Annotated in this window: 10 protein-coding genes; 9 read left to right on the forward strand and 1 reads right to left on the reverse strand. The window is 68.4% G+C overall.

Annotated features, from left to right (window positions below):
- The first annotated feature begins 124 nt into the window (after positions 1–124).
- Positions 125–1,096, forward strand: coding sequence for a DMT family transporter (locus ACO2RV_RS18960; protein ID WP_423295792.1), 972 nt, complete (start codon positions 125–127; stop codon positions 1,094–1,096).
- Here ACO2RV_RS18960 and ACO2RV_RS18965 read toward each other — a convergent pair.
- Positions 1,093–2,121, reverse strand: coding sequence for an LLM class flavin-dependent oxidoreductase (locus ACO2RV_RS18965; RefSeq protein ID WP_423295825.1), 1,029 nt, complete (start codon positions 2,119–2,121; stop codon positions 1,093–1,095). The genes ACO2RV_RS18960 and ACO2RV_RS18965 overlap by 4 nt on opposite strands.
- Positions 2,122–2,475: 354 nt before the next feature.
- Between ACO2RV_RS18965 and putA the strand changes: the two genes are divergently transcribed.
- From putA to ACO2RV_RS19005, 8 genes are all read left to right on the forward strand, one after another.
- Positions 2,476–6,309, forward strand: coding sequence for a trifunctional transcriptional regulator/proline dehydrogenase/L-glutamate gamma-semialdehyde dehydrogenase (putA, locus tag ACO2RV_RS18970; protein WP_423295794.1), 3,834 nt, complete (start codon positions 2,476–2,478; stop codon positions 6,307–6,309).
- A 134-nt stretch (positions 6,310–6,443) separates the two neighbouring features.
- Entirely contained in the window at positions 6,444–6,917 is a 474-nt protein-coding gene (locus tag ACO2RV_RS18975; protein ID WP_423295796.1) for a MarR family winged helix-turn-helix transcriptional regulator, read from the forward strand.
- Positions 6,918–6,984: 67 nt separating this feature from the next.
- A complete protein-coding gene (locus tag ACO2RV_RS18980) occupies positions 6,985–7,758 on the forward strand; it encodes a glycosyltransferase family 2 protein (RefSeq protein ID WP_423295798.1) in 774 nt (257 codons plus the stop codon).
- The gene (locus ACO2RV_RS18985) at positions 7,755–8,036 is read left to right on the forward strand and encodes a lipid-A-disaccharide synthase N-terminal domain-containing protein (protein ID WP_423295799.1); all 282 of its coding nucleotides are present in this window, start codon (positions 7,755–7,757) and stop codon (positions 8,034–8,036) included. The genes ACO2RV_RS18980 and ACO2RV_RS18985 overlap by 4 nt, the downstream gene beginning before the upstream one ends.
- Positions 8,033–9,670 (forward strand): ArnT family glycosyltransferase, encoded by a 1,638-nt coding sequence (locus ACO2RV_RS18990; protein WP_423295800.1) that lies wholly within the window; start codon positions 8,033–8,035, stop codon positions 9,668–9,670. The genes ACO2RV_RS18985 and ACO2RV_RS18990 overlap by 4 nt, the downstream gene beginning before the upstream one ends.
- Positions 9,645–10,319 (forward strand): response regulator, encoded by a 675-nt coding sequence (locus ACO2RV_RS18995; protein ID WP_423295802.1) that lies wholly within the window; start codon positions 9,645–9,647, stop codon positions 10,317–10,319. The genes ACO2RV_RS18990 and ACO2RV_RS18995 overlap by 26 nt, the downstream gene beginning before the upstream one ends.
- Positions 10,316–11,671, forward strand: coding sequence for a sensor histidine kinase (locus ACO2RV_RS19000; RefSeq protein WP_423295804.1), 1,356 nt, complete (start codon positions 10,316–10,318; stop codon positions 11,669–11,671). The genes ACO2RV_RS18995 and ACO2RV_RS19000 overlap by 4 nt, the downstream gene beginning before the upstream one ends.
- A 220-nt stretch (positions 11,672–11,891) precedes the next feature.
- The gene (locus ACO2RV_RS19005) at positions 11,892–12,977 is read left to right on the forward strand and encodes an ABC transporter substrate-binding protein (protein ID WP_423295805.1); all 1,086 of its coding nucleotides are present in this window, start codon (positions 11,892–11,894) and stop codon (positions 12,975–12,977) included.
- The last annotated feature ends 49 nt before the right edge of the window (positions 12,978–13,026 follow it).

Genomic DNA, 13,026 nt, shown 5'->3' on the forward strand with positions numbered 1-13,026 from the left:
TGCGTTCATCCCTGGAGCCGCATCAGCCATCATCTTTCCTCATGCCCCCTATAAAAACATCTCGTTTTCCGATGTGTCGCAATTCGGCTAGCTTTCGCGCCATCAACCGACCCGGAGACGACCGATGCCGACCGCATCGCCCGTGAGCGCGACATCCGCGAGCACCCGACATTGCGCGCCCGCGAGCCCGCCGACCCTCTCCGCGCCACTGGCGGCGCCCCGCACCTTCCTGCCGCTGCCGCTGCTGGTCGCGCTGTTCTGCGTGCTGTGGTCGTCCGCCTTTGCCGGGGCGAAGTTGGCGCTCACCGCCTGCCCGCCGCTGACGCTGCTGACGCTGCGCCTGCTGATCGCCGGGACCATCATGCTGGCGCTGGCCTGGGTGGTGGACGGACGCCCGCGCATGCGCCGGCGCGACGTCGCCGCTCTCATCTTCATCGGCATCCTCAACAATGCCGTCTATCTCGGCTTCAACTGGACGGCGCTCACCTTCACCTCCTCGGCCTATACGGCTGTGCTCACCAGTTGCCTGCCGCTGGTGGTGGCGCTGTTCGCCGGCCCGCTGCTGGGCGAGCGGCTGTCGCTGGTGAAATGGGCAGGGATCGGGCTCGGCCTCGTCGGCGTGGTGATCGTGCTGCGCTCGCGCCTTGCCGGCGCGCATGAGAGCGTGGAGGGCACGCTGCTCGTCGCCGGCGGCACGCTGGCGCTGGCGGCCGGCACGCTGGGCTTCAAATATTTCGCGCCGCGCGGCGGGGTGTGGAGCGGCACGGCCGTCCAGTGCCTCGCCGGCGGCATCGCGCTTATTCCGGTGGTGCTGATGCGCGAGGATGTCGGGCAGGTGCAGATCACCCCCGAGCTGATCGCCGGCCTCGCCTATCTCGTGGTGGCGGTGTCGATCGGCGGCTACGGGCTGTGGTTCTATCTGCTCACCCGCTCCTCGGCGACGGCGGCCTCCAGCCTGCACTTCCTCATGCCGCCGCTCGGCCTGTTCTTCGGCTGGCTGCTGCTGGGCGAGGCGGTGCCGCCGCTCGACATCGTCGGCATCGTGCCGATCGCGCTCGGCATCTGGCTGGTGACGCGGCCGAAGCGGGCGGCCTAGGCGTCCACCGGCGCCGCCTGCAACGCCTTCAGCAGCTCGAAGCTGCGCCGCTTCGCCGCGAAATCGTAAAGCGGCGTGGTGATCATCAGCTCGTCCGCCAGCGTCGCGTCGAGGAAGCGCTCCAGCCCGGCCGCGACCTTCTCCGGCCCGCCGACCAGCACCTTCTCGCGGCCGCGGCGGATATGCGCCCGGTCGGCCTCGCTATAGGGATAGGCGGCCGCCTCCTCCGGCGAGGGGATCGGGCCATAGTCGCCTCGGTCGCGCTTCAGCCGGGAAAGGTCGACGCTGCCGGCCAGCCATTCCGCCTCCTCGTCGCTCGGCGCGCAGACCACGGCCAGCGCAAGAATGGCGTGCGGCGCCTCCATCCGTTCGGAGGGCTGGAAGCCCTGCCGGTAGCTCAGCATGGCGTCGAGCACGTCGTGCTGGGCGAAATGATGCGCGAAGGCGAAGCCGACGCCGAGCTGCGCGGAGAGCCGCGCGCTGTAGCCCGACGAGCCGAGCAGCCAGAGCGGCGGCAGCTTCACGTCGACCGGCATGACCTTGATGTTGCGATAGGGATGATCCGCCGGCCAGCGGCCAGTATCCCACAGCATCAGTTCCTTCAGCCGGTCGAGGAAATCGTCGCCCGGATCGACATCCTGCCGGCGCCGCAGCGCGTGCGAGGTCAGCCCGTCCGTGCCCGGCGCGCGACCGAGGCCGAGATCGACCCGGCCGGGATAGAGCGCCTCAAGCACCTTGAAGCGCTCCGCCACCATCAGCGGCGCGTGGTTGGGCAGCATGACCCCGCCCGAGCCGACGCGGATGCGCTGCGTGGCGGCAAGGATCTGCCCGGACATGACGTCCGGCGCGCCGGAAGCGACCGAGGGCAGGTTATGATGTTCGGCAACCCAGAAGCGCTCATAGCCGAGCGCGTCGACATGCCGGGCCAGCTCGATGGTCTCGCGCAGCGCCTGCGGGCCGGAGCCGCCGGACACGACGAAGGACAGGTCGAGGACGGAAAGGGGGGTGTTCGCGAGACGGGTCATTGGCCCTAGGTGGGAGGGGTGGCGCGCCGCCGCAAGGCGCGCCTGGCTCATGTCGCGTCCCTGTCACCGCCATGCCACGGCCCCGCGCGCCCATACCCCGCCATGCCCCTTCATTGTCACCAAATGCTCCCACGGACGTCCCCAAGGACGTTCCCATGAAAAGGCCGGCCATCGCCCCTCATCACGCCCCCCCGGAGTAGCACTACAAAGTCCGGTCGACGGAGTCGCACAGGCGCCTCTCGGACACTTTGGTGCAACCCTATTCGATGTGGTTGCACCGATAATCGACAACAGTTACACCAACACCGAAATTCATCGCGCCCGCAGGCGCATTTCCGGAAGATGGGGAACGGCATGTCGAGCAGCACCATGGGCGTGAAGATCGACGAGGAAATCCGCGCGCGCCTCAAGGTCGCCGCCGAGCGCGAGGGTCGCTCCCCGCATGCGCTGGTCAAGCAGGCGCTCATCGCCGCACTCGAGCGCAGCGAGCACGGCATGCCGGCGGTTGCCGCCGATATCGCAGCGCCCTTTGCTACCGATGGCGGCAGCCTCCCGAGCGAGGGTCCGTTCCTGCCCTTCGCCCGCAGCGTTCGCCCGCAAAGCGTGCTGCGCGCGCGCATCACCTCGGCCTATCGCATGCCGGAAACCGAAGCCGTGTCCATGCTGCTCGGCCCCGCGACGCTGCCGCCGGCCAAGGCCGAGGCGACGCGCGAGCGTGCCCGCCATCTGGTGGAGACGTTACGCGCCAAGGGCCAGAAGGGTCCGGTCGAGCGGCTCATCCATGAATATTCGCTCTCCAGCCAGGAGGGCGTCGCCCTCATGTGCCTCGCCGAAGCGCTGCTGCGCATCCCGGACCGCGCCACCCGCGACGCGCTGATCCGCGACAAGATCGGCCATGGCGACTGGCAGGCCCATGTCGGCCACAGCCCCTCGCTGTTCGTCAACGCCGCGACCTGGGGCCTCGTGCTCACCGGCAAGCTCACCACCACCTCCAGCGAAGCCGGCCTCACCGGCGCGCTCACCCGGCTCATCGGTCGCGGCGGCGAACCGGTGATCCGCAAGGGCGTCGACGTCGCCATGCGGATGATGGGCGAGCAGTTCGTCACCGGCCAGACCATCTCCGAGGCACTGGCGAACTCCCGCAAAATGGAGGCGAAGGGCTTCCGCTACTCCTTCGACATGCTCGGCGAGGCCGCCACCACCGAGGCCGATGCGCAGCGCTACTACGCCGATTACGAGCAGGCCATCCACGCCATCGGCAAGGCTTCGGCCGGACGCGGCATCTATGAGGGGCCTGGCATCTCGATCAAGCTGTCGGCGCTGCACCCACGCTACAGCCGCGCACAATATTCTCGTATTATCAATGAATTAATGCCGCGAGTTACAGCGCTTGCGAAGCTCGCTCGGCACTATGACATCGGCCTCAACATCGACGCCGAGGAAGCCGACCGTCTTGAGATTTCACTCGATCTGCTGGAATCACTTTGTTTCGATGAAGGCCTAAGTGGCTGGAACGGAATCGGTTTCGTCATTCAGGCCTATCAGAAGCGCTGCCCTTATGTGATCGATTACCTTATCGACCTCGCGCGCCGCTCGAACCATCGCCTGATGATCCGGCTGGTGAAGGGCGCCTATTGGGACAGCGAGATCAAGCGCGCGCAGATCGACGGACTGGAAGGCTTTCCGGTCTACACGCGCAAGGTCCACACCGACGTTTCCTATCTCGCCTGCGCCCGCAAGCTGCTCGCCGCGCCGGATGCGATCTTCCCGCAATTCGCCACTCACAACGCGCAAACCCTCTCAACCATTATCGAAGCTGCTGGCGCCAACTACTATGCTGGACAGTATGAATTTCAGTGTCTTCATGGCATGGGCGAACCTCTTTACGAGGAGGTTGTGGGCCGTGAGAAGATGGGCCGGCCCTGCCGCGTCTACGCTCCCGTCGGCACGCATGAGACGCTGCTCGCCTATCTCGTCCGCCGCCTGCTGGAGAACGGCGCCAACTCCTCCTTCGTCAACCGCATCGCCGATGCCGCGGTGCCGGTCGACGAGTTGATCGAGAGCCCGGTCGAGGTCGCCTCGCGCATCGAGCCGGTGGGCGCGCCGCATCCGCGCATCGCCGCCCCGGCCGACCTGTTCGGCGAGGCGCGGAAGAATTCCGCCGGCCTCGACCTCTCCAACGAACAGCGCCTCGGTTCGCTCGCCGCCGCCCTGCTCGCCGGCAGCGCCACCCCGCTCGCGGCCAGGCCGCTGCTCGGCGATGGCCCCGTTGCCGGCATCGCCCGCCCGGTGCTCAACCCGGCGGACCGTCGCGACCAGGTCGGCACGGTGGATGAAGCCACGCCCGAGATCGTCGCCCGCGCGCTGGAGATCGCGCACAATGCGGCGCCGATCTGGCAGTCGACCCCGCCCGAGGAACGCGCCGCCTGCCTGCTGCGCGCGGCGGACCTGATGGAGGAACGCCTGCCGCAGCTTCTCGGCATCATCGTGCGCGAGGCCGGAAAATCCTTCGCCAACGCCATTGGCGAGGTGCGCGAGGCGGTCGATTTCCTGCGCTACTACGCGGCGCAGGCGCGTGATGGCTTCTCCATCGACACCCATCGCCCGCTCGGGCCAGTGGTGTGCATCAGCCCGTGGAACTTCCCGCTCGCCATCTTCACCGGCCAGGTCGCCGCCGCGCTGGCGGCCGGCAATGCCGTGCTGGCCAAGCCGGCCGAGGAAACCCCGCTCATTGCCTTTGCGGCGGTGAGCCTGCTGCACGAGGCCGGCGTGCCGCCCGGCGCGGTGCAACTCCTGCCCGGCGCCGGCGATGTCGGCGCGGCTCTGGTGGGTGACGCCCGCACGCGCGGAGTCATGTTCACCGGCTCCACCGAGGTCGCCCGCATCATCCAGCGCCAGCTCGCCACCAGGCTCAACCCCGACGGCAGCGTGATCCCGCTGATCGCCGAAACCGGCGGGCAGAACGCGATGATCGTGGATTCCTCGGCGCTGGCCGAGCAGGTGGTGGCGGACGTGCTCGCCTCCGCCTTCGATTCCGCCGGCCAGCGCTGCTCGGCGCTTCGCATCCTCTGCCTGCAGGAGGATGTCGCCGACCGCATTCTGGAAATGCTGCGCGGCGCCCTGAAGGAGCTCGTCGTCGGCAACCCGGTGCAGCTGTCGACCGATATCGGCCCCGTCATCACCGCCGAAGCGAAGTCCATGATCGAGGCGCATGTCGAGCGCCTGCGCAAGGCAGGCCGCCGCATCGAGCAGGTCGGTCTCGACGACGAGGCGCGGCACGGCACCTTCGTGCCGCCGACGCTGATCGAGATCGACGACATCGCCGACCTGACGCGCGAGGTGTTTGGCCCGGTGCTGCACGTCGTGCGCTACCGGCGCGAGGCGCTGGACGCGCTGATCGACGCCATCAACGCCACCGGCTACGGCCTCACCTTCGGCCTGCACACCCGCATCGACGAGACCATCGCCCATGTCGGCGCGCGCATCGAGGTCGGCAATGTCTATGTGAATCGCAACATCATCGGCGCCGTGGTCGGGGTGCAGCCCTTCGGCGGGCACGGCCTGTCTGGCACCGGGCCGAAGGCGGGCGGGCCGCTCTATCTGGGCCGCTTGCTCTCCAAGCGGCCGGCGACCAGCCTGCCGGGGACCGGCGCCACCGATGCGGCGCGGCTATGGGTCGACTTCCAGTCCGATGCCGAGACGCGCGACCTGTGCGGCCGTGCGGTCGGGGCCGCACCCTATGGTCATCAGGCGGAACTCGCCGGTCCGGTCGGCGAGCGCAACCTCTACGCCCTCTCCCCGCGCGGCACCGTCCTGTGCCTCGCCACCACGGAACGCGGCCTCGCCGTCCAGATCGCCGCCGCCCTGGCAACCGGGAACCGGGTGTTGCTGCAAGGTGCTACCCTGCCGGCCCTTCCCGCCGGACTGGAGGAAATGGTGTCACTCACCGACAGTCTGGACGGTGCCACTTTCGACGCCGTGCTGTTCGAGGGCGACAGCGACACGCTGCGTCGGCTCAATGGCGAGATCGCCGGCCGCGAAGGGCCGATCGTGCTGGTGCACGGCCTCTCGCCGGACGATCTGGCGCGCGGCGAGTTGTACCCGCTCGACCTGCTGATGCTGGAGCGCTCGACCAGCACCAACACCGCCGCCGCCGGTGGCAATGCCAGCCTGATGAGCATCGGCTGAGGCCGCCGGGAACCGATCGCATCGCACGCGATTAATTTATCTCTCACGGCCTTGCCGGGGAGCACATGGCGATTATATCGTTTGCGATCAAATTGGAGGCGGGGTCTTGGGGGAGGCCGCGCCGGGAGGGTGCGATGGACAGTGATGCGGACAGCCTGAAGCTCGACGATTTCATCTGCTTCGCGATCTATTCGGCCTCGCACGCGGTCAACCGGGTGTACAAGCCGGTACTCGACGAACTCGGCCTCACCTACCCGCAATATCTCGTCATGGTGCTGCTATGGGAGCAGGATGGGTGCACCGTGGGCGAACTCGGCGCGCGGCTACGTCTGGAATCGAGCACGCTGACGCCGCTGCTGAAGCGCCTCGAAGCCTCCGGGCTGCTCACGCGCACCCGCGACAAGGCGGATGAGCGCCAGGTGCGGTTGCACCTCACGGAGCGCGGCCGCGCCCTACACGGCAGGGCCTCGGCCATGCCCTTGCGCCTTGGAAAAGCCTCCGGCCGCGACGTGCAGGAACTGCATCGGCTCCGTCGTGAAATCAACGGGTTGCGGGATACGCTGGACGCCAGCACCACTGTGTCCACCCACAACCCGTCACCCCCGTAAGGTTGATGTAAGCTGATGGGCGGAATTGTCCCGGCGCGGCCCCCGAGTGCCGCGCCGGAGGCCCCGCATGCGCCGCGAAACGTTCGATTCCTCGCCGGTGGGCATTATAATCCCGCGCCATACGCTGCCGGACATCTCCGTGGTCATCGCGGCGAAGGACGAGGCCGGTGCCATTGCGGGACTGATCGAGGAGATCGAAGCCGCCCTTGCCGGCGAGCGTTTCGAGATCGTCGTCATCAATGACGGCTCGAGCGACTCTACCGCCGAGATCGTGCGCGCCCTTGCCCGCTCCCGCCGGCATCTGGCCTTGCTCAGCCATGTCCGCTCCTGCGGGCAGAGCGCGGCGGTCCGCACCGGCGTGCAGGCATCGCTCGGAACACTGATCGTGACCCTCGATGGCGACGGCCAGAACGATCCGGCCGACATTCCGAGCCTGCTCACCGCCTATCGGACCAGCGCGCTGAACTCCCCGGTACAGATGATAGCCGGCCAGCGCACGCGCCGGCGCGACAGCGTCGTCAAGCGACTCTCCTCACGCATCGCCAACCGGGTTCGCGGCGCCATGCTCGGCGACGGCATCGCCGATACTGGCTGCGGCCTGAAGCTGTTCGACCGCGACGCCTTCATGCGCCTTCCCTATTTCGACCACATGCACCGTTTCCTGCCGGCACTGATGCAGCGCGAGGGCTACCGCGTCCTGACGCATCCGGTGAACCACCGCCCGCGCCAGACCGGCGTCTCCAAATACGGCACCTGGAACCGGCTCTGGGTCGGCATCGTCGATCTCGCCGGCGTCTACTGGCTGCGCACCCGCTTCAATCGTCCGGAAATCATCGAATGACCGCTTCCATCTGGATGGCCGTCGGCCTGATCGGCCAGGCCCTTTTTTCCGGCCGCTTCCTGTTGCAGTGGTGGACCAGCGAGAGGTTGGGGCGCAGCGTCGTGCCGAACGGGTTCTGGTACCTGAGCATTCTCGGCTCGGGCAGCCTGCTGGCCTATGCGCTCTATGTCCGCGACCCCGTGTTCATCATCGGCCAGTCGGCCGGCATGCTCATCTATCTCCGCAACCTCAAGCTCATCCGCAACGAGCGCCGGGCCTCCGGCGGAGCTTCGGCATGAGCCATGCCGAACGCCGCGCCTCGGCCGGTGGCTGGACCGCCGGGGAGGCGCTCGCGAGCCTGTCCCCGCTGAGCCTCGCCCTCGCCCTCTGCCTTCTCATCATCGGCCTCACGCTGTTCCTGCGCGCGCCCATTCCGGTGGACGAGACGCGCTACCTCACCGTGGCCTGGGAGATGTGGCGCTCCGGCGATCCGCTGGTACTGCACCTCAACGGCGCGCCCTACGCGCACAAGCCGCCCATGCTGTTCTGGCTGATCAACGCGGCCTGGCTGGTCACCGGCCCGCAGGAATGGTCGGCCCGGCTGGTGCCGGCGCTGTTCCTGCCGCTGAGCGTGTTCCTCACCTTCCGGCTCGGCCTCTCACTGGGCGATCGCCGTATCGCCGGACGCGGCGCGCTGGTACTCGCCAGCACCTCGATCTTCGCCTTCATGGGCGCCTCGACCATGTTCGACGCGATGCTGACCAGCGCCGTCGTCATGGCGCTGATCGGGCTGCTGCGCGCCGCGCGAGGGCAGGCGTTGAGCGGCTGGATGATCGTCGCCCTGTCGATCGGCTTCGGCATCCTCGCCAAGGGCCCGGTGGTGCTGCTGCATGTCCTGCCGGCGGCGTTGCTGGCCCCGCTCTGGATCGAACGCCAGCAGGTGTGGTGGCGCTGGTACATCTCGCTGCTGGCGGCCGTGACGGGCGGCGCAGCCATCGCGCTGGCCTGGGCGATCCCCTCGGCGCTGGCCGGCGGGAGCGACTTCGCCAATGAACTGCTATGGGGCCAGACCTCGGGCCGCATGGTGAACGCCTTCGCCCATCGGCGACCGTTCTGGTTCTATGTCCTGCTGCTCCCGGTGCTGCTGTTCCCGTGGGCGTTCGCCACCCGCCTGTGGACACGGCAGGCCGTAAGCGGCCTGTGGCAGAACAGGACATGGCGCCTGCCGGCGATCATGGCGGCAGGCAGCTTCCTGACGCTGTCGCTCGTCTCCGGCAAGCAGATCCATTATTTACTGCCGATGCTGCCGGCCATCTCGCTCCTCGTCGCCCGCATGCTCTCGCGTGGCGAACGCGCCGGCGAAGGGCGCCAGGGCGAGGAACGCGCCTTCGCGCTGATGGCCGTGCTGTTCGGCGCGGCCCTGCTCGTCGTTGCCGGACTGGCGCCGCGGCTGCCGGACGCTCTGCCGCCTATCCACGTCGCCCCCGCCCTGCTCCTGCTCGCGGCAGCGCTGCCGCTGTGGCGGCTGCGACATGCGCCGTGGCAGGTGGTGCCGGCCTTCGCGGCGGTTCTCGCCGTTGCCCTCTCGCTTGAGGCCGGCATGGGCGCGCTCGCCGGCTTCGACCTGCGCCCGCTGGCCAGCCGGATCGATCCGGCACGCCCGCTCGCCTTCGTCGGCGGTTACCAGGGCGAGGTCGGTTTTGCTGCACGCCTTGCCGGGCGGGTCGATGTCGTCACGCCGCAGGAAGGAGCCTCCTGGCGCAAGACTCACCCGGAGGGCCAGCTGGTCGCCATATTCCGCGGCGACATCCCTCATTTCGGCGACGGGAGGCCATGGTTGGAGCGCTATAGTAACCGCCGCATCGGTTTATGGCCGCCTCTGGCGGCAACGGGAGATACCAAGGGCGATGCGCCTGCTGCTGGTGGAAGATGAGCGCGAACTGGCCGGCCTGCTCAAGGCCGGGCTGAAAGCCGCCGGCTTCACGGTCGACCATGTAGCGAGCATCGCGGACGCCGAGGCGGCACTCGCGGCGGAAAGTTACGACATCGCCGTGCTCGACCTGCGCCTGCCCGACGGTGACGGGCTCGACCTGCTGCGCCGGCGTCGCGCCGCCGGCCTCGCCATCCCCGTGCTCATCCTCACCGCGCGCGACAGCCTGTCCGACCGGGTGAAGGGGCTTGAGCAGGGCGGCGACGACTATGTGCTGAAGCCGTTCCACATCGACGAGGTGGTGGCACGGCTGCGCGCCCTGCTGCGCCGGCCCAACCAGGCACTCGGCATCGACGTCGTCATCGGCAATCTCGCGCTTAACACGATGAACCTCGTGGTGACGGTGGACGACGTGCCCCTGCCTCTGTCGCGGCGGGAACTCGGCCTGCTTGAGCTGTTCATGCGCCGTGCCGGGCGCGTGCTGACCAAGGAGACCATCGAGCGGGCGCTCTATGGCTTCAACGAGGAACTGGAGTCCAACGCCGTTGAGGTGCTTTTGCACCGGCTGCGCCGCAAGCTCGCCGGGGCCGGGGCGACGCCGGCGATCCACACGCTGCGTGGCATCGGCTATCTCATGGACGACGCGCCGTGAGCACCACGGTCGAACCCTGGTCGCTGAAGCGGCGCCTCGCCATCCGCCTGCTCGTCGTGCTCACGCTCGGCGTGCTCGGCCCCTCCACCGTCATGGTCATCGCCGCCATGTGGGCCATCGATTCGATGGACGACCGGGCGCTGCAGGACCAGGCCGCCGACATCGTTCGCAACCTCGATCTGAGCGTTGCCCCGCCGGTGCTGCGGCTGCCGGAGCGGCTGGTCACCGCCTATGAGACATCCGGCAACTCTTATCTCTACGCCGTCGTGGATGCGGCCGAGAAGATCGTAGCGTCGTCCTCGCCCGCGGCGGCGGCGCTCGCGGCGGAAGCCATGCAGGGACCTGCCGGAACCTTCTTCCTCGTTCCGCGGCCGGATGGCGGTTCGCCCTGGTACGCCTACTCCTCGCAGGCCGGGCCGTATCGCATCGCCGTCGCCCAGGGTAGCCTGCACGAGGATGCGATGACCGACAGCGTCATCCGCGATCTGTTGAACTTCAGCTTGCTCACCGCCCTCCCGCTGCTCGCCGTCACCGTGCTGGTGGCGATATGGACGCTCAGCCGTGCCTTCCGGGACATTGATCGCGTCGCCGCCGATGCGCGCTCCATCACGCCGGGCGGCGCCGATGCGCGCCTGTCCTCCAGCGGCCTGCCCAATGAGATCCGCCCGCTGGTCGAAGCGGTGAACGACGCCCTTGCCCGGCTCAGCCGCGCCTATGACGTCGAACGGCGTTTCACCACGGACGCCGCCCACGAATTGCGCACGCCCGTCGCAGTGCTCATGGCGCGCATCGACACCATGCCGCCCGGTGCGCTGCGCGACGATCTCACCGCCGATGCGGCACGGCTCAGCCGTCTCGTCTCGCAGATGCTCGATGTGGCGCGTCTCGACGCGGCTCCCCTGCCGGTGGACACGACAGTCAACCTGACCTCCGTGGTGCGCGAGGCGGTCGCCCAGCTGGGGCCGCTGGCATTGCGGGACAAGCGGCAGATGGAGATGCGCGCGCCCGAGCGCCCGGTGAGCGTGCGCGGCAACGAGGCGGCGCTTCGTCTCGCCGTCACCAATCTCGTCGAGAACGCCATGCTGCACACGCCGGCCGGCACGCCCATCGATATCGAGGTGACGGACATGCCGTCGATCCGCGTGCTGGATCGCGGGCCCGGCGTGCCGGCTGCCGAACGCGGCGCGGTCTTCGAGCGTTTCCAGCGCAGCCCGACCACGACCGCCTCCGGAACCGGCCTGGGCCTCGCCATCGTCGCGGAGATTGCCGCGCGCCACGGCGCCGCCGCGACCGTCGAAGATCGCGAGGGCGGCGGAAGCGCGTTCGCCATCCGCTGGCCCCGGGACGGCTGAAACACGGGGGCCGAGCGGTCCATCCGCTTGCGCTCCGCCGCGCCCCTGCCCAAGATCTGGGCGGGGCCACCTACCGACCCCACGCAACGTAAACCGCAAACCCGCGAGCCTTCATGCTTGGCGGATGATTTGCATACGCATGGACTTCCGCACCGGACGACCCGTTGTCCCGTGCCTTCTGCCAATCGCCAACCGCCCTTGCATGCCCGGAGCTGCCGCCATGACCAGCCTGATCCGCCGTCTCGCCGCCCGCCTGCTACCGGATCGGACAGCCGCGCCGACGACGGGCATCGCGCGCCTTGCCGGCGTGGCGAGCCTTGCCGCGATGCTTGCCGTGGCCGCGAGCGGCGGCGCCCATGCCCAGACGCCGGTCAAGTTCACCCTCGACTGGGTGTTCCAGGGGCCGACCTCGCCCTTCCTCGTCGCGCTGGAGAAGGGCTACTACAAGGCCGAGGGCCTCGACGTCACCATGGACCCCGGCCAGGGCTCCGCCGGCGCGGTGCAGCGCGTGGCTTCCGGCGCCTACGACATCGGCTTCGCCGACGTGAACTCGCTCATCGAGTACAACGCCAAGAATCCCGGCAAGGAAATCCTGTGCGTGTTCATGGCCTATGATTTCCCGCCCTTCGGCGTCTATGCGCTGAAGAAGTCAGGCATCACCAAGCCCACCGACCTCGCCGGCAAGAAGCTGGGCGCGCCGGTGTTCGACGCTTCGTTCCGGCTGTTTCCCGCCTTCGCCAAGAAGGTCGGCATCGATCCCAAGAGCGTCGAGCATGTGAACCTCACCCCACAGCTGCGCGAGCAGTCGCTGGTGCAGGGCACGGTCGACTTCATCTCCGGCCACTATTTCTCCTCGATCCTCGACCTGAAGGCGCGCGGCGTGAAGGAGGAGGACATCGTCGCCTTCACCTATAGCGGCGCCGGCATGGACGTGTACGGCAACGGCATCATCATCTCCCCCGCCATGGCCGGAAAGCCCGAGGCGGTGCAGGGCTTCCTGCGCGCCACCGCCAAGGCGTGGAAGGAAGTCGCCGCCGATCCGGCCGTCGGCGTCGCCGCCGCCAAGGCGCGCGATCCGCTGATCGACGAGAAGCTGGAGACCGAGCGCCTCGACATGTCGCTGAAGATGAATGTGCTGACGCCCTTCGTGAAGGAGAACGGCATGGGCGACGTCGATCCCGCGCGCTTCGCCCGCTCGGTGCAGGATGTGGCGGACGCTTTCGGCCTACCCAGCGCGCCGGCGCCGGACAAGGTTTTCACCAGCAAGTACCTGCCGCCCAAGGCGGAGCGCATGGTCGCCCCCTGACTAATCAGTACCGGCGTCCCGTTGCGGGGCGCCGCCCAACTCTCCGCGT

Source organism: Ancylobacter sp. VNQ12, from assembly GCF_049445835.1.
In the GTDB taxonomy this organism is placed as follows: Bacteria; Pseudomonadota; Alphaproteobacteria; order Rhizobiales; family Xanthobacteraceae; genus Ancylobacter.